Below are 19,603 nucleotides of genomic sequence, written 5' to 3'. Positions count from 1 at the left end.
CCCTAACGAGGCCGGCGGCCACCCGCCCTGCGCCGTGCGGGACACGATGCGACCGCCGCGCCCTCCGGCCGCGGGTACCGAGGGGAGACCGGAGGGTGGCCTGCCCGTACCCTCGGCAGCATGTCCCCGCACGTCCTGGTCCTCGGCGGCACCGCAGAGGCACGTGAACTCGCCGCGTCGCTCGTCTCCCGGCACGGGGTGCGGGTGACCACCTCCCTGGCAGGGCGGGTGTCCCGGCCCGGTGCGCTCGAAGGGGAGGTTCGCGTCGGGGGTTTCGGCGGCGTCGAGGGACTGGCCGACTGGCTCCGGGTGCACCGGGTCGACGCGCTGGTCGATGCCACGCACCCGTTCGCCACGGGCATCACCGCGAACGCGGCACGGGCGGCGGTGGCCACGCGCGTTCCGGCCGTGGTGCTGCGCAGGCCCGGCTGGAGCGCGGTCCCCGGAGACCGCTGGCACGATGCGGCCGGCTTGGAGGACGCGGCGGCCCTGGTGCCCGCGCTGGGCCGACGGGTTTTCCTCACCACCGGTCGACTGGGGCTCGCGGCCTTCGCGGGCCTGGCCGGTATCCATTTCGTGGTGCGGTCGGTGGAGCCCCCACAGCCGCCCATGCCGCCGGACACCCGGGTGCTCTCGGCCCGCGGGCCGTTCACGGTCGAGGACGAGACGGCATTGCTCGTCGAGCACCGCATCGATTTGCTCGTGACGAAGGACAGCGGGGGAGCAGCGACGGCGGCCAAACTCACGGCCGCGCGCGATCGCGGGCTTCCCGTGGTCATGGTCCGCCGTCCGCCGCTGCCCGACGGGGTGACCACGGTGCCGGACGTCGTGGGGGTGCTGTCGTTCCTGGGGCTCGGTCCCCGATGACGGGCGCACGGACCCTGCCGACGGCGTGCACCGTCCCGTCGCGGTGATGCGCCCTCTTCACCCACGCCGGCAGTCGTGCCACGACGGTCGTCCTTCGTCGCCCCTCGTACCGGGCGCGCGTTCGCGCAGTGCGCCGCGACGAACCGCCCGTTCCCGTCCCGGGGTTGGAGGCTGCGGGCCCACAACCGGCCGTGCCGCGTCATGGTGTGCAGCCCCGGGGGACGGGCCCGACGGGTCCATCACAGGCCCTAGCCGCGCGGATGCCTGCGCAGCAGATAGGTGTCCATGATCCAGCCCTTGCGCTCCCGCGCCTGAGCGCGCAGGCGCTCGATGTGCTGTGCCGTCTCGGCCAGCGGACCGGAGACGAGGATCTCGTCCGGAGTGCCGATGTAGGCACCCCAGTAGATGTCGATGTCCTGGTCGGCGTACTGCCGGAAGGTCTGATGGGCGTCGAGCATCACCACGACGTCGTCGACCCCGTCGGGGAACCCCTCCGCCAGCCGCCGGCCCGTGGTGATCTGCACGGGCCGGCCCACCCGGTTGAGTCCCGTGCGGTGCCTTGCGACGAGTGCCGAGACGCTGCTGATGCCGGGCACGACGTCGTAGGAGAACGTCACCCCGCCCCGGTCCAGGATCTCCTCGAGGATGCCGAGCGTGCTGTCGTACAGCGCCGGGTCGCCCCACACCAGGAACGCTCCGGTCTCGTCCTCGCCCAGGTCCTCGACGATGAGCCGCTCGTAGATGCCGGCACGCGCCGATCGCCAGTCGCCGACGGCGGGGGAGTAGGCGGCGCCCCCGGCGGAGCGGTCGCGCTCCGGATCGCGCGCCTCGACGAGGCGGTACGCCCCCTCGGGCACATGTGCGTCGAGAATGTCCCGGCGCAGCTGGACGAGGTCCGACTTCAACTCGCCCTTGTCGAGGATGAAGAACACGTCCGTGCTCCTCAGCGCCTTGACCGCCTGCAGGGTCAGTTGGTCGGGGTCGCCCGCTCCGATGCCGATGACATGAATCTTTCGCACCCCCCGAGTCTGCCGTACCGCGCGGACGGGCGGCCCGACGCCCCCGCCTCCGCCCGCTACGGCCGCCGACCGTAAAGCCGGGGAGCCCACTCCCGCGCGTCGACCTTGGCCGCGTCCCGCTCCACCACCGCGGCCAACTCCCTTGCCCAGGAGATGAGTTCCGCCAGAGACATGCCGTACGGCCGACTCTGTCCCGACTGAGCGGCCCAGTCCGCCACGGCCGTGGCGCCGCGCCGCAGCAGCCGGGTGCCACCGGTGGCGTTGCCGCGGGCCGCGTGCGTGAGTCCGACGGCCAGTTGGGCGAGCCCGCGCCACAGGGGGCGCTCCCCTTCGGGCCCCGACTTCCAGGCGTCCTCGAAGACCTCGTGCGCATGGAACGGTTTCCCGGCGTCCAGCAGTGCCTGGGCTTCGGCGACGCTGTCGTCAGGGGTCCGCAGGACCCCTTCGGGCTGGCGTGCGACCCCCTGGGCGTCGTACGGAAGGGGCCGCCCCAGTCCGTCCCGCGGCCGGGCGTTGCGGGCTCGCCCCTCCGTGTCCCGGTCGCGCCCCCGACGAGCCCGGGCTTCCGATGCGTCACTCATACCCCGATTGTCCCGCACCTCCCGCCCGCTGCGGGGCAGTACCTGCCGTGGGGTAAAGTTCTGTCCGCGAGATCACGCGGATCACCGCGGAGAGCGCAACGGGACGTGGCGCAGCTTGGTAGCGCACTTGACTGGGGGTCAAGGGGTCGCAGGTTCAAATCCTGTCGTCCCGACGGCGACGTCGGAAGTCTTCTCGGTCAGGGGCTCTCTTTGTGGGGCCCCTGACGCGTGAGCGGGAGCGCCGCGGCAGCCCTCGTTCGCTCCTCGCCCACGCTTCGTGTCGGTGCCGAGCAGCACCGATCGATCGTCCCCGGGTCCCGCTGTGCGGCCGCCTCAGTCCGCCTGCTCCGCGGAGAAGCTCACCTCCACAGTGTCCATGGTTCCGCCGCGGCGCCCGGGAGCCTTCTGCCACTGCCAGTAGAGGTTCGTGTGCGCGACCACCTGTTCCGGGGGCGGCGCTCCGAATGCCGTGAGGTCCTCCGTGGTGTGCGCATCGGCGACCAGCGTCGCGTCGTATCCACGGACGAGGGCTCCGTGCAGGGTCGAGCGGATGCAGGCGTCGGTCTGGGCACCCGTGACGACGAGCCGGCCCACTCGGTGCCCGGCCAGCACCGACTCCAGGTCCGTCTCCTCGAAGGAGTCCAAGTAGGTCTTGTGGATGAGCGGTTCCGCGTCGCGCCGGACCAGCTCCGGTACGTAGTTCCAGCTCTCGCTGCCCCGCACGAGATCGGCGCCGGAGTGCTGCACCCAGACCACCGGGACGTCCTCGGCGCGGGCCTTGTCGATCAGGGTGTTGATGTTCGCGATCATTTCGTCGCGGTTGTGGGAGCCGTCCACGACCCCGTTCTGGACGTCTATGACGAGCAGTGCGGTATGGGGCCGGTCGGGAAGGGTCGTCATGGTTTCTCCCGTTTCTCGTCCTGGAACTGACCGGACCCCACAGTAGGCCGCACCACTGACAGCGGCGACCGCCGTCCGGCCGGACGTCAGCGCAGCAGCTCCGCAAGACGACGCCATGCGGCACGCGGGAGGGCGTCGCGGGGCCCGGCGTCGACCACTTGGACGGCGACATGGTCCGCGCCCGCGGTATGGAACGCCTCGATCCGCTCCCGGATGCGGTCGTCGTCGCCCCAGGCGAACAGCGCGTCGACCAGGCGGTCGCTGCCGCCGTCGGCGAAGTCGTCCTCGGTGAAGCCGAAACGGAGGAGCGAGTTGGTGTAGTTGGGCAGGGTCAGGTAGAGGGCGAGGGTGCCGCGGGCCGTCGTACGGGCCCGGTCCGGGTCCGTGTCGAGGACGACCTTCGTCTCGGGCGCGAGAAGCGGTGCGGTGCCCAGGATCTCCCGGGCCACGGCGGTGTGTTCGACCGTCATCAGGTACGGATGCGAGCCGGCGGCGCGGTCGCGGGACAGCTCCAGCATCTTCGGCCCGAGTGCGGCGAGAACCCGGCGCCCCGCGGGGACCCCGGCGGCATCGAGCGCGTCCAGGTAGTCGACCATGGCCGAGTAGGGGCGACGGTACTGTTCCGTCATCCTGGCGTGGCTCACGCCCAGTCCGAGCAGGAACCGCCCGGGACGGTCCTTTTCCAACTCGCCGAATTGCGCCGCGGTCCCGGCCGCCTCGTGCTGCCAGATGCTCTGGATGCCGGTCGCCACGACAAGCCTCGAGGTCGCCTCGATCAGCGGGACCACATGGCGCACCGTGGCGCTGCCGCCGAGCCAGACGGCACCGAAACCGAGTTCTTCGAGTTCGGCGGCGGCATCGGCCAGTTCGCCCCCTCGTGCCGGGTCCTCCGAACGCAGCCCCACGCTCCAGATGCCGTGCCGTCCGACGGCCTCCTTCAACGGGCCCGCGCCGTCCGTGCCTGTGACATCACCCATCGGTTCCGTATCCCTCCGCGCTCGGTGCAGCGACGTGCTCCTGCATCACTTGATCACAGCAGAACCCAACGGACAGACGGTACGGCGCATTCCACGCCGGATGTACTCCTCGCGGGGCGGTACTTCACCTTGGGGCGGGGGCACTTCGCGACCGGCGGGTGGTGGCCCCCGGCGGGCCGCACGGACGCGGGCCCGACGGCCGGTCCCCGCATCCGGTCTCCGGCCGGTCCGCCCCGAGCGGCCGGCAGCCGGGAGCGGGCGCAAAGCCGTGACAACGGGCTCATATAGGCTGCTCGCTCCGGTTCCCGCAGTCCGAGTGCCCGGGAGTGTTTCCAGTGACCGCAACGATCGATCCGTCCGGAGCGACGGGTTCGCCCGAGGACGAGCAGCCCACGCGGGAGGCGTCGGCCGTCGGCGCACCGGTCGTCCGGGCGACGCCCGCGGACGACGGGTTCTGGGTGGAGCCGGCGGCCACGGGCGACGCGGAGCCGTCCTCGCAGGCGTCCGACGTCGACGGGACGGTGGCGCGTGACGCCCATGATTTCGGGGTGTACGCGCGCACCGGCGGCTGGGCGTTCGCCCTGAAGGTGGCACGCAGCGTACGGCCCGGCGGGCAGCCGGCGGGGGAGACCCCGAAGATCTCCGCCAAGCGGTTCGCCGAGCTGGCGGGATGCTCCCCGGAGCGGGTCATGCGGTACTACAAGGCGTGGGACAAGGCGGCCGACGACGGTCTCGTCCCGCACTTCGAGATCCTCGTCCCCGGCCAGGAGGTCGCGCTGCCGGACTCCGACGCCTGGCTCGCCTACTACACGGCCCGCACCAGCGCCGCGTCCGAGCGGGGTCAGGCCATCGCTGCGTCCGCCGAGGCCGAGGGCATCCGGCCGACCAAGGCGCTGGAGGTCGCCGAGAATCCCACCGCGCTGCGTGCCGCGATCCTGGCCGATCCCGCCACCGCCCGGGCCGCGCGTGCCGCCCTTCTCGACCGGCTCCGGGAGGACCCGGTCCTGCAGACCGAGCTCGCCCGTGACGTCGCCAGGACGGACGGGCTGAAGAAGGCGGTGGCCACCGAGAGCCGGGTAGCGGACCGTATCGGGTACGTCCGGCAGATCGTGGAGAAGGGCCAGGTCAAGACCCCTGCGGGGCAGACGATCGATGTGCCCGCCGAACTCCGTGCGCAGGCCGAGCGCCATCTTTCCCTGATCGACGAGCTGGACGACGGGGAGGAGGCGGGACCCTGGGCCGCCGAGGCGTACGACACGGTGAAGGAACTCGTGGCCCGGACCGTCGACGCCGATCCCGACCTGCGTCTTCGGGAGCGCCGCACCAAGTTCTACAGCAGCCTGCAGCGGGCGACGAAGGTGTTCGAGGAGCTGACCCTCGACGACGTCGAGGACCTGGACGACCTGTATGAGGACGACATGCTCCAGCGGCTGGAGGAGCTGCAGACCGCCGTGGGCAGCTGCATCGCGGTCCTGCGGGGAGCGGCCCCACCACAGGCCTGATCCTGCGGACGGTGGTCCACGGCGTCCGCCGCAGCCGTCCCTCCGCCGTCACTCGGCGAGTACCTCGGCCCAGCGGCTGGTCCCCTCCGGATGCACCTCCACGCCGTACCGGGCGGACAGCGCGGCGACGATGCACAGCCCCCGGCCGTGCTCGTCCGGATCGATCGTCGCCGCCGAGCGGCAGGTGGGTACGGCCGGTCCCATGTCGGTGACCGCGACGCGTACGGCATCGCGCCCGTCCAGCCGGGCGCGCGACAGCCGTAGTGCGGCCGGCGGGAAGGCATGGACGACCGCGTTCGTCAGCAGTTCCGAGATCACGAGAAGCACATCCTCCGCGGCGCCCGCGGGCAGGTTCCACCTGGTCAGGATGGCCTCCGCGCGTCGGCGCACGGTGGAGACGGCCCGGGGAGAGTGCGGGAGCGGGAAGACGTACTCCACGCCCTCCACGGGGGCGGCGTTGAGCTGCGCTATTGCCATGTGCCCTCCTCCTCGGGGCGAGCTGCCGGCCGGATACCGGGCGTTCAGGCACGTTATGGAGGGAAACCCGGCGGGTCAATGAAGGGCGGTCGGCATTACCGAACGCCGTCCTGAACCGGGAGGCGATCCGGATTAGGATCGGCTCATGGCCGGGCCAGTCCAGTCCATCGAAAGGGCGGCGGCGATCCTGCGCCTGCTCGCCGGCGGTCCCCGCCGGCTGGGGCTCGGCGAGGTGGCGTCGTCGCTGGGGCTGGCCAAGGGCACCGCCCATGGCATTCTGCGCACGCTCCAGCACGTGGACTTCGTGGAACAGGACGAGGCGACCGGAAAGTACCAGCTCGGAGCGGCACTGCTGCATCTCGGCACCAGCTATCTCGACGTCAACGAGCTGCGGTCGCGCTCGATCAACTGGGCCGACGCCCTGGCCGCCCGCAGCGGGGAGGCCGTCCGTCTCGGTACGCCCCTGGAAGGCAAGGTGCTCGTGGTGCACCACGTCTTCCGTCCGGACGACACCCTTCAGACGCTGGACGTGGGCACGCTGCTGCCCCTGCACGCCTGCTCCCTGGGCAAGGTGCTGCTGGCGTTCGGCGCCGAGCCCGTGGAGCCGCTCGTGGACGCGGGCCTCGAGGAGTACACCCGGCACACCCTGGTGCGCTCCGAGGACCTCAGCAGGGCCCTCGTCGAGGTGCGGGAGCTCGGCTGGGGCGCAGAGGTGCAGGAAATGGCCATGGGGGAGGCCGGCGTCGCCGCGCCGATCCGCGGGCACGGCGGTCTTGTGGTCGGTGCGATCGGAGTGTCGGGACCGGTCGAACGGATCTGCGACACCAAGGGCCGGCCGCAACCGGCCCTCATCACCTTGCTGCGGGAAGCCGCACGGGCGATCTCCAGAGACCTGGGCGCGGCCCGCTGGTAGCTCCCGGCGCCGCCGCGACGCATCGGAAGGCAGTCCCGATCATGGTTGAACGGTATGTGATGTCCATCGACCAGGGCACCACCTCCACGCGATGCATTCTGTTCGACCACCGCGGACGGCTGGTGACGGTCGCCCAACGAGAACACCGGCAGTTCTTCCCCCAGCCCGGCTGGGTCGAGCACGATGCCTCGGAGATCCGGCGCAACCTGGAGCGCATCGTGCCCGAGGCGCTGTCCGATGTCGGCATAGACGTCGGCCAGATCATCGCCATCGGCATCGCCAACCAGCGTGAGACGACGGTGCTGTGGGACCGGCGGACCGGTGCCCCGGTGTGCCGGGCGATCGTCTGGCAGGACGTCCGGACCGCCCAGCTCGTCGAGGACCTCAGGCGGAGCCCCGGCGACGCGTTCTTCCTCGACCGCTGTTGTCTGCGCCCTTCCACCTACTTCTCCGCACCCCGGCTCCGCTGGCTGTTCGATCACGTCGACGGGCTGGAGCAGCGCGCACGGGACGGCGAGGTGCTCTTCGGGACGGTGGAGAGCTGGCTGATCTGGAACCTGACCGGCGGCGCGGACGGCGGCCTGCACATCACCGACGCCACCAACGCCAGCCGCACGATGCTCATGAACATCCGCACGCTGACCTGGGATCCGGAACTGCTGGAGTTCTTCGGGGTCCCGAGCGCGATGCTGCCGGAGATCCGGCCGTCGATCGAGGCCTACGGGCAGGCCCGCTCCATGCTCCCCGGTGTCCCGATCACGGCTGCGCTCGGCGACCAGCAGGCGGCCCTGTTCGGACAGACCTGCTTCTCGCCGGGCGAGGCGAAGTGCACCTACGGGACCGGCAGCTTCCTGGTGATGAACACCGGTACCGATCTTGTGCGCTCCCGGCACGGGCTTCTCACCACCGTCGCGTACAAGATCGCGGATCAGCCCACGGTCTACGCACTCGAGGGCCCGATCGCCGTCACCGGTTCACTGGTCCAGTGGTTCCGTGACCGCCTCGGCCTGATCAGCAGCGCACCCGAGATCGAGACGCTGGCGCTCACCGTCGAGGACAACGGTGGTTGCTACATCGTCCCCGCCTTCTCCGGCCTTTTCGCACCCCACTGGCGCAGCGACGCGCGGGGCGTCATCGTCGGGCTCACCTCGTACATCACCAAAGGGCACCTGGCCCGGGCCGTCCTCGAGGCCACCGGCTGGCAGACGCGCGAGGTCGTCGACGCCATGAACGCCGACTCGGCGCTCGCGATGAAGGAACTCAAGGTGGACGGGGGCATGACGTCCGACAACCTGCTCATGCAGTTCCTTGCGGATGTCCTCGACCTGCCCGTGGTGCGGCCCCTGGTCGCGGAGACGGTCTCCCTCGGCGCGGCGTACGCCGCCGGCCTCGCGGCCGGTTTCTGGCCCGACCTCGAAGTTCTGCGCCGCAACTGGCACCGGGCGGCGCAGTGGATGCCCGACATGGATCCGGAACGGCGGGAGTGGGAGTACGAGTGCTGGAAGCGCGCCGTCGAGCGGTCTCTGAGCTGGATCAGGCCGTCGGGACCGGCGTGATCGGACGCGGCCGGGACGGCTGGGCGCGGTCCCTTGGCGCCATGAGTCGTTGAAATTTGCACGACATTGAACGCTCGCACCTTTCACCCGTTTTGGTAGGGTGACGTTCGCCACTTTGTCGTATTTCATCCAGTACGGGGGCTTCGTAAGCGATTCGGCACATCATTCCCGATCGCCCGGTGATGTGTTTCACTCCGATAGTTCATTGTTCAACTATGCCGGAGTGCGTAGCTTGAGATCGCCGACACAACGGCAGGAACCCCACCGTTCGCAACCACCGGACGATGGGTCGCGCAAGGAGGAAAGACCATGAACAAGCTGGTGCGGCGTCTCACCACCGCGGGCGTCTCCGCTGCATTTCTCAGCGGCGCTCTCTTCGCTGCCGGCGGCTCGGCGATCGCGGCCACCCCGCAGACGCCCGGGCACGCCCCGGCCTCGGCTGTCGTCGCGGACACCAAGGTCGCCACCGTCCACACCCAGCACCGCGTCGATCCCTGGATCGCGGACCAGATCGCGATGTTCGACCCCTGGGTCGTCGGTCAGCTCGAAGACTTCGTCCCCTCGGGCGGCACCGCCGGCCAGCACGGGGTGAGCGACTGGCACCGCAGCCTCGACGACCACACGGTCGTCCTGAACGACGGCGCCCGCCCCTGATCCCACCGGCCCGCTTCCCCGCGGTACCGCGACGGTTCTCCCGCTTTTACGGCTCTCCGCAGGGATCCGACACCCGCCCCGTCCGTACCCGGACGCCGGACGTCGCCTACGCCCCCCACACCCCGCTGCGGAGAAGGCACTGCGGGCCAAGGCCGCGATTCTCAGCGCCCTCGCCCTGCACGTCCACCTGTGCGGTGACGTGTACGTGTGATCGCCCGGGCCGGCGAGGTCCCGGTCGGGTCCTTGGCGTTGGCCGCCCGTCCGGGTCGGCCCACGACGAATCTCCCGGAGCCGCGGGCGGTCATGAACGCCCCCCAACTCGTCCTTTGGTGCCTGTCGGTGCCTGTCGGTGCCTGTCGGTGGCCGCACCGACGTCGGCTGAACACGAGGGGTCCGCGACTTCACTGCCGTCGGCCTGTTCACGCATACCGGACGGCAGCGGTCGGTCACGCCGGTCTCTGTCCGTGCGCGGCATCGTTTCCAGCAGCAGCCCGGACGATGCCGGAAAAGGGCGCCCGCCGGGTCCTCTTCCCGGCCGGCGCCCTTCCTGGGGCTCTAGAAGAAGCCCAGCTTCTGCGGCGAGTACGACACCAGGAGGTTCTTGGTCTGCTGGTAGTGGTCCAGCATCATCTTGTGCGTCTCGCGGCCGATGCCCGAGCCCTTGTAGCCGCCGAAGGCAGCGTGCGCAGGGTACTGGTGGTAGCAGTTCGTCCAGACACGACCCGCCTGGATGGCGCGGCCCGCGCGGTACGCGGTGTTCACGTCCCGCGTCCACACACCGGCCCCGAGCCCGTACAGTGTGTCGTTGGCGATCTTGATGGCGTCGTCGAAGTCGTTGAACGACGTCACGGACACCACCGGACCGAAGATCTCCTCCTGGAAGATCCGCATCCGGTTGTCGCCCTCGAAGATCGTCGGCTGGACGTAGTAGCCGCCCTTCAGCTCGCCGTCGTGCTCGATGCGCTCACCGCCCGTGAGGATCTTCGCGCCCTCCTGACGGCCTATGTCCAGATAGGAGAGGATCTTCTCCAACTGGTCGTTGGACGCCTGCGCGCCGATCATCGTCTCCGTGTCCAGCGGGTGACCGGCCTTGATCTGCTCGGTGCGGGCGACGGCCGCCTCCATGAACTCGGCGTAGTGCCCCCGCTGCACCAGGGCCCGCGAGGGGCAAGTGCACACCTCGCCCTGGTTCAGCGCGAACATCGTGAAGCCTTCCAGCGCCTTGTCACGGAAGTCGTCGTTCGCCGACCAGACGTCCTCGAAGAAGATGTTCGGGGACTTGCCGCCCAGTTCGAGGGTCACGGGGGTGATGTTCTCGGAGGCGTACTGCATGATCAGCCGTCCCGTGGTGGTCTCGCCCGTGAACGCGACCTTCGCCACACGCGGGCTGGAGGCCAGGGGCTTGCCCGCCTCGACACCGAAGCCGTTGACGATGTTCACCACACCCGCCGGCAGCAGGTCGGCCACCAGGCTCATCCACACATGGATGGACGCCGGGGTCTGCTCCGCGGGCTTGAGGACGACCGCGTTGCCCGCCGCGAGGGCCGGTGCGAGCTTCCACGTGGCCATCAGGATCGGGAAGTTCCACGGGATGATCTGCGCCACCACGCCGAGCGGCTCGTGGAAGTGGTACGCCACCGTGTCGTCGTCGAGTTCCGCCAGCGAACCCTCCTGCCCCCGGATCGCCCCCGCGAAGTAGCGGAAGTGGTCGATGGCTAGGGGGATGTCCGCGGCCATGGTCTCCCGGACGGGCTTGCCGTTCTCCCAGCTCTCGGCCACCGCAAGCTGCTCCAGGTTGGCCTCCATCCGGTCGGCGATCTTCCGGAGGACGTCGGAGCGCTCGGTCACGGAGGTACGGCCCCAGGCGGGTGCGGCGGCATGCGCCGCGTCCAGCGCCCGCTCCACGTCCTCCGAGGTACCCCGGGCGATCTCCGTGAACGGCTGCCCGTTCACCGGACTGGGGTTCTCGAAGTACTGACCGCGGGCCGGCGGCACGTACTCGCCGCCGATGAAGTGGTCGTAGCGCGCCTGGTAGGAGACGATCGCGCCCTCGCTTCCGGGCGCTGCGTAACGGGTCATGCGGCTCTGCCTCCCGGGAAAGCGCTGCCCGCCGTTGGGCAGCTCTCGGCGCGAGGCTAGGGAGTGCGACGTTGCGAGTACGTTGCGTGGCAGTGTCGGGCCGTACGCAGGGCGGCCATGCTGCGGGCCGCGGGCAGGGGGAGCACGCTGCGGGGAGGCCTTGTTCGCACGCGGCTCGTCCGCGTTGCTCGGCTCTCGGGCCGTACACAGGGTGATCACGCCGTGGTGCTGCCATGTCCGTGTGCGGCTGGCGGGGGTTGTGTCGCTGTCGGGCCGCGGGCAGGGTGAGCACACTGCGGTGCGGTCTTGCCCGAGCGCGGCTCGTCCGCGGTGTGTGGCTGTCGGGCCGTACGCACGGTGAGCGCACCGCTGGGACACCGTGCCCGTGCGCGGCCTGTCAGCGCGGCAGCGCGCGTCCCCACCGCGGTGCCGCGAACTCCGACTCCAACTCGTCGAGGCGTGCCCGTACCGTCGCCGTCGGCCGCACCGCCGCGAGCGCGCGCCAGATGTCGAGGTCGTCCTCGCCCCAGGGAGCGTTCGCCCAGTCGGCCAGCAGGTCGGGGTCCCTGCGGGCGATGAGCGCGGTGCGCAGCCCGTCGTCGAGCCTGCGTCGCAGCCGGGCCACCGCCGGTGCCTGCGAACCCGGCAGCAAGGGGCCCCGGTACGCCGTCGCGGCCTCCGCCACCGCTCCGGACGCCAACCGCCGTTCCACGACCGCCACATCCGACTCGACTGCGGCCGTCAGCCGGTAGGGGCGTGAGGCGAGCAGTCCGGGACCGAGGACCCGTCGAAGGCGGGCCAGCTCGGCGCGCAGGGTGACCGGCGTGACCGACTCGTCCTCGTAGAGCGCGCACAGCAGTTCGTCGCCGGTCAGTCCTTCCGGGTGCCTGGCCAGCAGCAGCAGGATCTCGCTGTGCCGGCGGCTGAGTCTGATCGTGCGGCCGTCCGCGAGGAGATGCGCCTCGTCGCGGCCGAGCGCGGTCAGCTCCACGGTGTCCGCCGCTGCCTCGGCCGGTGCCAGCAGCGCCAGTTGGGACTCGGCGGCGCGCGCAACCGCCTGGACGAACCCCAGGCTGTGCGGATGCGCGAGCCTGTCGCCACCGGTGATGTCCACTGCGCCGAGCACGCGCCCGGTGCGTGGATCGTGCACCGGTGCCGCCGCGCACGTCCACGGCTGGACCCGCACGGCGAAGTGCTCCGCCGCGAACACCTGCACCGGCCGGTCCACGGCGACCGCCGTCCCCGGCGCGTTCGTCCCCACGGCCGACTCCGCCCAGCGCGCCCCCGGCACGAAGTTCATCCGGTCCGCCCGCCGCCGGGTCGCGGGATGCCCCTCGACCCACAGCAGCCTGCCCTGCGCGTCGCACACGGCGAGCAGATGCTCCCCGTCCGACGCGAACGGACCCATCAGCTCCCGCACCAGTGGCATCACCCGGGCGAGCGGGTGTGCCGCGCGGTAGGAACCCAGGTCGCCGTCCGTCAGTTCCACACGGGCCGTACCGTCGGGACCCACACCCGCCCGCGCCGAGCGTCGCCACGACTCGGCCACCACAGGGCGGACCCGGCGCGCCACCGTGCCCACCGCTCTGAACGTCTCGTGGGCGCGACGCAACTCCCGTGCTCGCTCGACGGGATCGGCCCCCGGCTCGAGGGCCACCCACACATCGGTCAACTCGGCCTCCCGGGACGGCGCTCCGCTGGGGACATCGTCACTCCGGGGGTCCCGGTCGACAACCGTTTGGACCGTCATCGACCCGAACGGGGCCGGGAGAATCCGCGGTCGCCCCGGAACCATGGCGGGAGCCGGGGCCCGGGAGGCCGCCGAGCGCACGGGGGTGGGATCCGTCGGCCTCGACTTCCTTGAGGAGCCGGAGGCCGTGGATCCCTGCCGTCAGCCGAAGTTGACCAGTTGCATGTACCGCGCCCAGTCCCAGTCGGGTCCCGGGTCGGTATGGTCCGTGCCGGGGACCTCGTAGTGCCCGATGATGTGCGCACGGTCCTTCGGGATGCCGAATCTCGCGCAGATCGCCGCCGTCAGCCGGGCGGACCCCTCGTACAGGGAGTCGGTGAAGTAGCCGGGCCGGTCCACCCATCCTTCGTGCTCGATGCCGATGCTGCGCGTGTTGTAGTCCCAGTTGCCCGCGTGCCAGGCGATGTCGTGTTCGCGGACGCACTGCGCGATGTGCCCGTCCACCGACCGGACCACGTAGTGGGCGGACACCTTCTTGCGCGGGTTGGTGAAGATGCCGAGTGTGTTGGTGTAGGTCGCCTGGGTCACATGGATGACGACGCGGTCTACGGGATGGCTCAGCGGCCGGGCCGAGGCCGTGAAGTTGGCCGGGTCTGCCGACATCCAGACGGCGAAGGGATGATCGACGATTCGGGGGCGGGCGGCGGCGGGTACCGAGGGAAGCAGCGCGTAGGGCACCGCGGCGAGGGCCGCGCCCTTCAGCAACCGTCGTCTGCTCAAATGGTGTTCCGCTTGTTCCGAAGCGTCTTGATCCATGGAGGAAGTGCCTTCCGCGCCTGAGGTCCGCAGCTGTGCCGGTCTTGTTCCTGGAGTGTCAACGCCCCAGTGTTGCGGCCGTTTCGCGCAACTGCGTGTGGATTCCGCGATGCGTCTCGCGCGCGGGCAGCCATTCCTTGCGAATCTTGGCCACACACGTGTAGTTGGTGTCGCAGACGTTCGCCAGCGGCGATTCGACCGTCTGGGTGGCGAACTGATACGCGTCCAACTCGCTGAAGCCGTAGTCCCGCACCAGCCACTGCACCAGATCGAGCTGGGATATCCGGAAGGCGTCCTCCAACGGGCGGGCCGAGCCGGTCGAGATGATATGGGTGTCGGACTCGATCCGCGGCCAGGGCGTGGCGATCCCCTTGAGCAGTTCGACGATCACCACGGTGTTCATCGCACATTCGACGGCCACACCGCATGTCTCGCCCTCACCCTGCCTGGCGTGCCCGTCGCCCAGGCTGAACTGCCCGCCTTCGACGTTCACTCCCAGATAGCAGGTGACGCCCGCCCGCATCTCCGGAGTGTCCATGTTCCCCCCGTGCGCGTCCGGCACGAGAGCGGAGCGCACCTCGAGATTGGCCGGTGCAACGCCCACCGTCCCATGCATGGGATCCATCGGCAGTTCGACGCTGATGTCACCGTCGTGCGCGGTGAACAGGGCGGTACGCCGCTCCCGGTCGAGTTGCCAGATCCACACGGTCTCCGGCAACGGCGGCTGCAGGGTGGCCGTGGTGTGTGTGGAGGTCAGCGCTCCGAACAGAGGCACCGTGGTCGAGGCCGCCCAGTCCCGGGCGGGCTCGATCGACACGAAATGGATCGCAAGGGTGTCGCCCGGTTCGGCGCCCTCCACATGGAACGGGCCGGTCTGCGGATTCAGGAACGGGAACTCGCACACCTCGGACACGAGGTCCTTCTCCGACCGCACCCGTCCGGCGAAGCAGTCCTCGGTGTACAGCTCGAGCACGGTGCCCGGCACGATCCGCGCGACGGGCGGAGCACCGCCGAACGTCCACGCGTACTCGCCGGGCGCGGGGCGCACGGTCAGGATTCGGGGATCACTCATTGCTGCACGGCTCCGTTCGGGCGGGGATCGGGTGCGGATGATTCGTCGAGATGGACCCGGGCGGTCTCGGCTATGCGCCCGGGACGGCGCCGCAGCAGGACGAGCAGCACCACGACCCCGGCGGCCATCCAGACACCGACGATCGGCCCGGCGTACGACACCGGTGCCGACAGCGTGGTCACGAAGTGGAAGACGGGCAGGCCCGCCGCGGTCAGCAGGGCGGGCACGAAGGCGGCGATGCCCAGCAGCGGGAACAGCAGATGCTTCACCGGGCTGAACGACTCGCGCCCGCGGCGAAGGAAGTAGCCCGTGCAGGCCGCGTTCACGACGATGTACACACCGATGACGACGGTGACGATGACCGTGGCCAGCAGGAGGAACGCCGTGACCGGGTCGTAGTACAGGCCGAGCCCCAGCATGACGGCGACAGCCACCACGCCTTGCACGAGGACTCCGGCCACAGGGGAGAGGTGACGGGGGTGGAGGCGGGCGAAGACGGCCGGGAACACCTTGATCCGCGCGAACGCGAAGGCCGTACGGGTCGACACATTGGCGCACGCGTTGGCGTTGGCAACGGTGGAGTTGACGACCGCCAGGAACACCAGGACCCAGAAGAGCCCGAAGGACGCACGCGCCACACCCTCCCAGGAGGCCGCTCCCGAGGCACCGAAGCCGGCGAAGCGGTCCGGACCGAAGTACACGGTCATGGCGTACGTCGTGACCACGTAGAAGAGGCCGATCGCCAGCGCGGCCCCGAGGACAGCACGGTGCATCGTGCGCCGCGGGTCCTTCGTCTCCTCCGCGAGCGGCGCGGCTGCCTCGAACCCCGCGAAGGCGAGCACCGTGTACACCGACCCGGCGAACACGCCACTGATGCCTTCGTATCCCTTGGCGGTGTGGGAGGTGCCGAACACCGAGAGCGTGTTGTCACCGCCCGCCCTGACGATGAGCCAGACCGCGAAGACCAGGAGGACCAGGACCTCGAACGCACCGAGGATCGTGCCGAAGCGGGCCGAGGCCCGCACGCCGAAGTACCCCGCCGCGGCGATGACCACCGCTCCGGCGACGGCCCACGGCCACCACAGGTCCTCGGGGTACGAGGGCCATTCCTGGTGCAGCGTGCCTGCCGTGGTGAAGCCGAGCTGCAGGAGCAGCAGCGGCGGTACCAGTGCCTCGACGAACACATAGCCCCAGCCGACGAGGAAGCCGACGGCCGGATGCAGACCCTGCGCCGCATATGTCGCCACCGAGCCCGCCGAAGGCAGCCGGCGGGCCAGTTCGGCCACGCACGACGCGGTGAACAGGCAGGCCACGAGGGCGACGAGCACGGCAAGCGGCAGACTGCCGCCGGCGAAGGCGGCTCCCGAGGGGATGGACGCCGCGACCGCGGCGGCCGGCGCCATCGCCGTGATGCTCTGGAAGAGGACTTCGCGCAGACCGATCGCCTCGCGCCGCAAGCCCAAGGGTTCTTGCCCTGCCATATGAATCCCCCGATCCGACTCGTGCGCGGTCGCCGCCCCGCAGCTGCGCCTCGCGTGAACAACGGTAAGGCGCTGGGCGGTTGAGCAGGAAGGGGGCGGAGTCCTCGGTGGACAACGACGGGATTGTGGACAACTCCCTCACACGTTGGAGGGGGAGTGGGCCGTCGAGAGGCCCGCAGGGCCCTCGCAGGCGACTCCGCCGGTGCGGCCCGACCGCTACACCCGTTCCGCGACGGCCGCCGGGTCGTCCAGCACCGCCCGCACGACCGAGTGCGCGGCGCCGAGCAGCGGCCCCTCGGGCCCCAGACGCGACACCGCCACCGCGCAGCCCCGGCCCGCCGTCCGCCGTGCCAGCTCCCGCTCCAGGGACGGCAGTAGCCAGGGCGCCAGGGCGGCCAGTGCACCACCGACCACGACCGCCTGCGGGTCCAGCAGGTTGACGGCTCCGGTCAGCGCGATACCGAGCGCGGTCCCCGCCTCGCCCAGCGCCTCGCGCACCTCCGTGTCACCCTGCGCGGCCCTTTCGGCCAGCAGCCCGACACGGTCCTGCCCCGGTGGCAGTCCGGCCGCGCGCAGCACCGCCTCCTCGCCGGCGTACTGCTCCAGGCAGCCGCGCCCACCGCACGCGCACTCCGGTCCGTCGGGGCGCACGGGCACATGTCCCAGTTCGCCCGCGAAGCCGTGCGTACCGCGCAGCAGTCGCCCGTCCACGACCACCGCGCCACCGATACCGATCTCCGCCGAGACGTGCAGGAAGTCACGAGGGGTGGCTTCGCCCAGCCACAATTCCGCGAGCGAGCCGAAGTTGGCCTCGTTGTCGACGGTCAGCGGCAGTCGGGCGGGAACCAGGGGCCCGAGGTCGAGATCGTGCCAGTCGAGGTTGGGGGCACGGACGACGGTCCGGGCATCGCGCGCGACCAGGCCGGGTACCGCGACGGCGAGTCCGGCGGGCCACAGCCCTTCCCGTTCCGCCTCCGCCACCACTTGACCCACGAGCGCGGTCAGTTCGCCGAGCACCGGCTGGGGTGGGCGGCCGCGGTTCGTGCCGTGCCGCACCGCCCGCGCCCGTACGGCACCGCGCAGATCGACCGCGCACACCGCGAGGTGGTCGACCCCGATCTCGGCACCGATCCCGGCGGGACCACGACCGCTGACGGTCAGTGCGGAACCGGGCCGCCCGACGCGGCCCGGGCGCTCCGGCCCCAGTTCCTCCAGCAGTCCCGTGCGGATCAGCTCGTCGACCAGTGTCGAGACGGCCGCCCGGGTCAGGCCGATCCGCGAGGCGACCGCGGCACGCGACAGCGGACCCTCGGCGCTCACGGTGTGCATGACCCGGGCCAGATTGCGGCGGCGCATGCCTTGCTGGGTGTCCGGCAGCCGGCGGCCGGGGCTGGACGGATGGGCTTCGTGCAGCGGTGCGGTCATGCCTCCCTCGGATCCCGTCAGTGCCGGTCGGGCTCGCGCTCCAGCAGCGGTGCCGCGTCGGAGAGTACCCCGGCGATCCTGGTCAGGGCCGCCTCGTCACGCTGCACGGCCTCCAGCACCGGACCGCGGGCCGTGTCCCAGCGCCGGGCGACGGCGGCCGGGTCCTCGCCCGTCAGCAGTCCGGCAGCCTGCGCGGCGGCCCCCAGCGCGACGAGTTCCTTGGCCTCCGGCACCTGCACGGGACGCCCCGAGAGGCGGCGCACCGTCTCCTGCCACGCCCTGCCGCGGGCACCGCCACCGATGAGCAGCAACGGAACCGTGCGGTCGGCGTCCTCGTCGAGAACCAGGTCGAGGGCACCCAACAGCGAGTGGACCGCCCCGTCGTACGCCGCCTGCAGCAGCTGGCCGGGCGTGGTGTCGTGCCGCAGGCCGTGCAGCAGTCCCGTGGCGTGCGGGAGATTCGGGGTGCGCTCGCCGTCGAGGAAGGGGAGCAGTGTCACGGCGGTGCCCGGTTCGACGGCCTCGCGATCCCGGCCCAGCAGCGCGGCGATCCGGTCGACGGCGAGGGTGCAGTTCAGGGTGCAGGCCAGCGGCAGCCAGTCACCGTGCGCGTCCGCGAAGCCCGCCACGGTGCCGGTCGGGTCGGTGGGGCGGCGCTTGGAGACCGCGTACACCGTGCCGGAGGTGCCGAGGCTCAGCACCGGGGTGCCGGGGCGCAGGCCGAGGCCCAGGGCGGCGGCCGCGTTGTCGCCCGTTCCCGGCGCGACCAGGGTGCCCTTGGAGAAGGGCAGGTCATGGGCGTCACGCACGGTGCCGGCGACTTCGCCGGGACGCACCACCCGGGGCAGCAGGGCGGGGTCGAGTCCCACGTGCGCGAGGATCTCCTCGTCGTACGACTCCGTCGCGGACGCCCACCAGCCGGTGCCGGAGGCGTCGCCGCGGTCGGTCGTGCCCTGACCCGTGAGACGTTCGGTGAGGTAGTCGTGGGGCAGGCGAACGGCCGCGGTCGCCCGGGCGGCCTCCGGCTCGTTCTCCGCGAGCCACGCCCACTTGGTGACCGTGAAGGACGCGCCGGGAACGCTGCCCGTGCGGTCGGCCCATGCCTTCGGGCCGCCCAGTTCCTCCACGAGCCGGCGGGCCTGGGGCGCCGACTGCACGTCGTTCCACAGCAGGGCCGGGCGTACCGGGTCGCCGTGCGCGTCCAGGGTGACCAGTCCGTGCTGCTGGCCGCCGATGGAGACCGCGGCCGCCTCGCGGGCCGCCTCGCCGCACTGGTCAAGTGCCTCGCACAGGGCGTCCCACCACTGGCGCGGATCGCTCTCGCGGCTCGCGCCCGTCGAGACGGTGTGCGGTGCCTGACCGCTCGCCACCACCTGTCCGGTCGATGCGTCGACGACCAGGGCCTTGGTGGACTGGGTGGACGAGTCCACCCCGACGACGAGCGGACCCTCGGCTGCTGACATCGGGCTCTCCTCTTCCGCGGCTGGCGGGATCTGGCCTGTGGGGGCGTGTCGCGGGCCCGTGCGGCCCCGTGTGCTCACATCGTCACCGTACGAAGTCTTCGTACAGGGACACATCGTCTCTTCCCAGAGAT

General features: G+C 71.1%; 17 protein-coding genes and 1 tRNA gene. 6 read left to right on the top strand and 12 right to left on the bottom strand.

Annotated elements, in window-relative coordinates; genetic code table 11:
* Nucleotides 1-120 precede the first annotated feature (120 nt).
* Nucleotides 121-867, top strand: a complete 747-nt coding sequence (locus RCR19_RS05110) for a cobalt-precorrin-6A reductase (RefSeq protein WP_331263988.1) — start codon at nt 121-123, stop codon at nt 865-867.
* Nucleotides 868-1,115: 248 nt separating this feature from the next.
* Here the strand turns inward: RCR19_RS05110 and cobF are convergent, their stop codons facing one another.
* Nucleotides 1,116-1,886, bottom strand: coding sequence for a precorrin-6A synthase (deacetylating) (cobF, locus tag RCR19_RS05105; RefSeq protein WP_331263987.1), 771 nt, complete (start codon nt 1,884-1,886; stop codon nt 1,116-1,118).
* Between the two features lie 56 nt (nt 1,887-1,942).
* The gene (locus tag RCR19_RS05100; RefSeq protein WP_331263986.1) at nt 1,943-2,467 is read right to left on the bottom strand and encodes a DUF309 domain-containing protein; all 525 of its coding nucleotides are present in this window, start codon (nt 2,465-2,467) and stop codon (nt 1,943-1,945) included.
* Nucleotides 2,468-2,566: 99 nt separating this feature from the next.
* On the opposite strand from RCR19_RS05100, the gene RCR19_RS05095 reads away from it, so the two are divergent.
* Nucleotides 2,567-2,640 (top strand) — tRNA-Pro (locus RCR19_RS05095).
* A 160-nt stretch (nt 2,641-2,800) separates the two neighbouring features.
* Here the strand turns inward: RCR19_RS05095 and RCR19_RS05090 are convergent.
* Together RCR19_RS05090 and RCR19_RS05085 are read right to left on the bottom strand one after the other, a co-directional pair.
* The gene (locus RCR19_RS05090) at nt 2,801-3,367 is read right to left on the bottom strand and encodes a cysteine hydrolase family protein (protein WP_331263985.1); all 567 of its coding nucleotides are present in this window, start codon (nt 3,365-3,367) and stop codon (nt 2,801-2,803) included.
* Nucleotides 3,368-3,453: 86 nt separating this feature from the next.
* Nucleotides 3,454-4,344: an LLM class F420-dependent oxidoreductase gene (locus RCR19_RS05085; protein WP_331263984.1), complete on the bottom strand. Its 891-nt coding sequence runs from the start codon at nt 4,342-4,344 to the stop codon at nt 3,454-3,456.
* Nucleotides 4,345-4,865: 521 nt separating this feature from the next.
* Between RCR19_RS05085 and RCR19_RS05080 the strand changes: the two genes are divergently transcribed.
* Nucleotides 4,866-5,846 carry a hypothetical protein gene (locus RCR19_RS05080; RefSeq protein WP_331269349.1) on the top strand — a complete coding sequence of 327 codons (981 nt, stop codon included), beginning with the start codon at nt 4,866-4,868 and terminating at the stop codon, nt 5,844-5,846.
* Nucleotides 5,847-5,894: 48 nt separating this feature from the next.
* Here the strand turns inward: RCR19_RS05080 and RCR19_RS05075 are convergent, their stop codons facing one another.
* The gene (locus tag RCR19_RS05075; protein WP_331263983.1) at nt 5,895-6,323 is read right to left on the bottom strand and encodes an ATP-binding protein; all 429 of its coding nucleotides are present in this window, start codon (nt 6,321-6,323) and stop codon (nt 5,895-5,897) included.
* 145 nt (nt 6,324-6,468) lie between these two features.
* Here RCR19_RS05075 and RCR19_RS05070 point away from each other — a divergent pair, with 145 nt between their 5' ends.
* From RCR19_RS05070 to RCR19_RS05060, 3 genes are all read left to right on the top strand, one after another.
* The gene (locus tag RCR19_RS05070) at nt 6,469-7,236 is read left to right on the top strand and encodes an IclR family transcriptional regulator (RefSeq protein WP_059127555.1); all 768 of its coding nucleotides are present in this window, start codon (nt 6,469-6,471) and stop codon (nt 7,234-7,236) included.
* Between the two features lie 41 nt (nt 7,237-7,277).
* Nucleotides 7,278-8,792 carry a glycerol kinase GlpK gene (gene glpK, locus RCR19_RS05065; protein ID WP_331263982.1) on the top strand — a complete coding sequence of 505 codons (1,515 nt, stop codon included), beginning with the start codon at nt 7,278-7,280 and terminating at the stop codon, nt 8,790-8,792.
* A gap of 309 nt (nt 8,793-9,101) precedes the next feature.
* Entirely contained in the window at nt 9,102-9,446 is a 345-nt protein-coding gene (locus tag RCR19_RS05060) for a hypothetical protein (protein WP_331263981.1), read from the top strand.
* A gap of 555 nt (nt 9,447-10,001) precedes the next feature.
* On the opposite strand, the gene RCR19_RS05055 is transcribed toward RCR19_RS05060, so the two are convergent.
* The 7 genes from RCR19_RS05055 to xylB form a co-directional block, all read right to left on the bottom strand.
* Nucleotides 10,002-11,525: an aldehyde dehydrogenase family protein gene (locus RCR19_RS05055; protein WP_331263980.1), complete on the bottom strand. Its 1,524-nt coding sequence runs from the start codon at nt 11,523-11,525 to the stop codon at nt 10,002-10,004.
* Nucleotides 11,526-11,922: 397 nt separating this feature from the next.
* A complete protein-coding gene (locus RCR19_RS05050; RefSeq protein WP_331263979.1) occupies nt 11,923-13,197 on the bottom strand; it encodes a GAF domain-containing protein in 1,275 nt (424 codons plus the stop codon).
* Nucleotides 13,198-13,416: 219 nt separating this feature from the next.
* Nucleotides 13,417-14,031 (bottom strand): N-acetylmuramoyl-L-alanine amidase, encoded by a 615-nt coding sequence (locus RCR19_RS05045; protein WP_331263978.1) that lies wholly within the window; start codon nt 14,029-14,031, stop codon nt 13,417-13,419.
* A 58-nt stretch (nt 14,032-14,089) separates the two neighbouring features.
* The gene (locus RCR19_RS05040; RefSeq protein WP_331263977.1) at nt 14,090-15,103 is read right to left on the bottom strand and encodes an acetamidase/formamidase family protein; all 1,014 of its coding nucleotides are present in this window, start codon (nt 15,101-15,103) and stop codon (nt 14,090-14,092) included.
* Complete coding sequence (locus RCR19_RS05035) at nt 15,100-16,584, bottom strand: APC family permease (protein ID WP_331263976.1); 1,485 nt, start codon at nt 16,582-16,584, stop codon at nt 15,100-15,102. The genes RCR19_RS05040 and RCR19_RS05035 overlap by 4 nt, the downstream gene beginning before the upstream one ends.
* A 216-nt stretch (nt 16,585-16,800) precedes the next feature.
* Nucleotides 16,801-18,009, bottom strand: coding sequence for an ROK family transcriptional regulator (locus tag RCR19_RS05030; protein WP_331263975.1), 1,209 nt, complete (start codon nt 18,007-18,009; stop codon nt 16,801-16,803).
* A gap of 17 nt (nt 18,010-18,026) precedes the next feature.
* Nucleotides 18,027-19,472 carry a xylulokinase gene (gene xylB, locus RCR19_RS05025; protein WP_331263974.1) on the bottom strand — a complete coding sequence of 482 codons (1,446 nt, stop codon included), beginning with the start codon at nt 19,470-19,472 and terminating at the stop codon, nt 18,027-18,029.
* Nucleotides 19,473-19,603: the final 131 nt, after the last annotated feature.

Source organism: Streptomyces sp. WAC07094, assembly GCF_036320405.1.
GTDB lineage: Bacteria > Actinomycetota > Actinomycetes > Streptomycetales > Streptomycetaceae > Streptomyces > Streptomyces lannensis.
The sequence above is the reverse complement of the archived record's forward strand: the minus strand, read 5'-3'. Positions and strand labels throughout refer to the sequence as shown.

Coding starts and splice junctions, on each gene's coding strand:
- RCR19_RS05110 (WP_331263988.1), top strand. CDS start 121: ATGTCCCCGCACGTCCTGGTCCTCGGCGGCACCGCAGAGGCACGTGAA.
- RCR19_RS05100 (WP_331263986.1), bottom strand. CDS start 2,467: ATGAGTGACGCATCGGAAGCCCGGGCTCGTCGGGGGCGCGACCGGGAC.
- RCR19_RS05090 (WP_331263985.1), bottom strand. CDS start 3,367: ATGACGACCCTTCCCGACCGGCCCCATACCGCACTGCTCGTCATAGAC.
- RCR19_RS05085 (WP_331263984.1), bottom strand. CDS start 4,344: ATGGGTGATGTCACAGGCACGGACGGCGCGGGCCCGTTGAAGGAGGCC.
- RCR19_RS05075 (WP_331263983.1), bottom strand. CDS start 6,323: ATGGCAATAGCGCAGCTCAACGCCGCCCCCGTGGAGGGCGTGGAGTAC.
- RCR19_RS05070 (WP_059127555.1), top strand. CDS start 6,469: ATGGCCGGGCCAGTCCAGTCCATCGAAAGGGCGGCGGCGATCCTGCGC.
- glpK (WP_331263982.1), top strand. CDS start 7,278: ATGGTTGAACGGTATGTGATGTCCATCGACCAGGGCACCACCTCCACG.
- RCR19_RS05060 (WP_331263981.1), top strand. CDS start 9,102: ATGAACAAGCTGGTGCGGCGTCTCACCACCGCGGGCGTCTCCGCTGCA.
- RCR19_RS05055 (WP_331263980.1), bottom strand. CDS start 11,525: ATGACCCGTTACGCAGCGCCCGGAAGCGAGGGCGCGATCGTCTCCTAC.
- RCR19_RS05045 (WP_331263978.1), bottom strand. CDS start 14,031: ATGGATCAAGACGCTTCGGAACAAGCGGAACACCATTTGAGCAGACGA.
- RCR19_RS05040 (WP_331263977.1), bottom strand. CDS start 15,103: ATGAGTGATCCCCGAATCCTGACCGTGCGCCCCGCGCCCGGCGAGTAC.
- RCR19_RS05035 (WP_331263976.1), bottom strand. CDS start 16,584: ATGGCAGGGCAAGAACCCTTGGGCTTGCGGCGCGAGGCGATCGGTCTG.
- RCR19_RS05030 (WP_331263975.1), bottom strand. CDS start 18,009: ATGACCGCACCGCTGCACGAAGCCCATCCGTCCAGCCCCGGCCGCCGG.
- xylB (WP_331263974.1), bottom strand. CDS start 19,472: ATGTCAGCAGCCGAGGGTCCGCTCGTCGTCGGGGTGGACTCGTCCACC.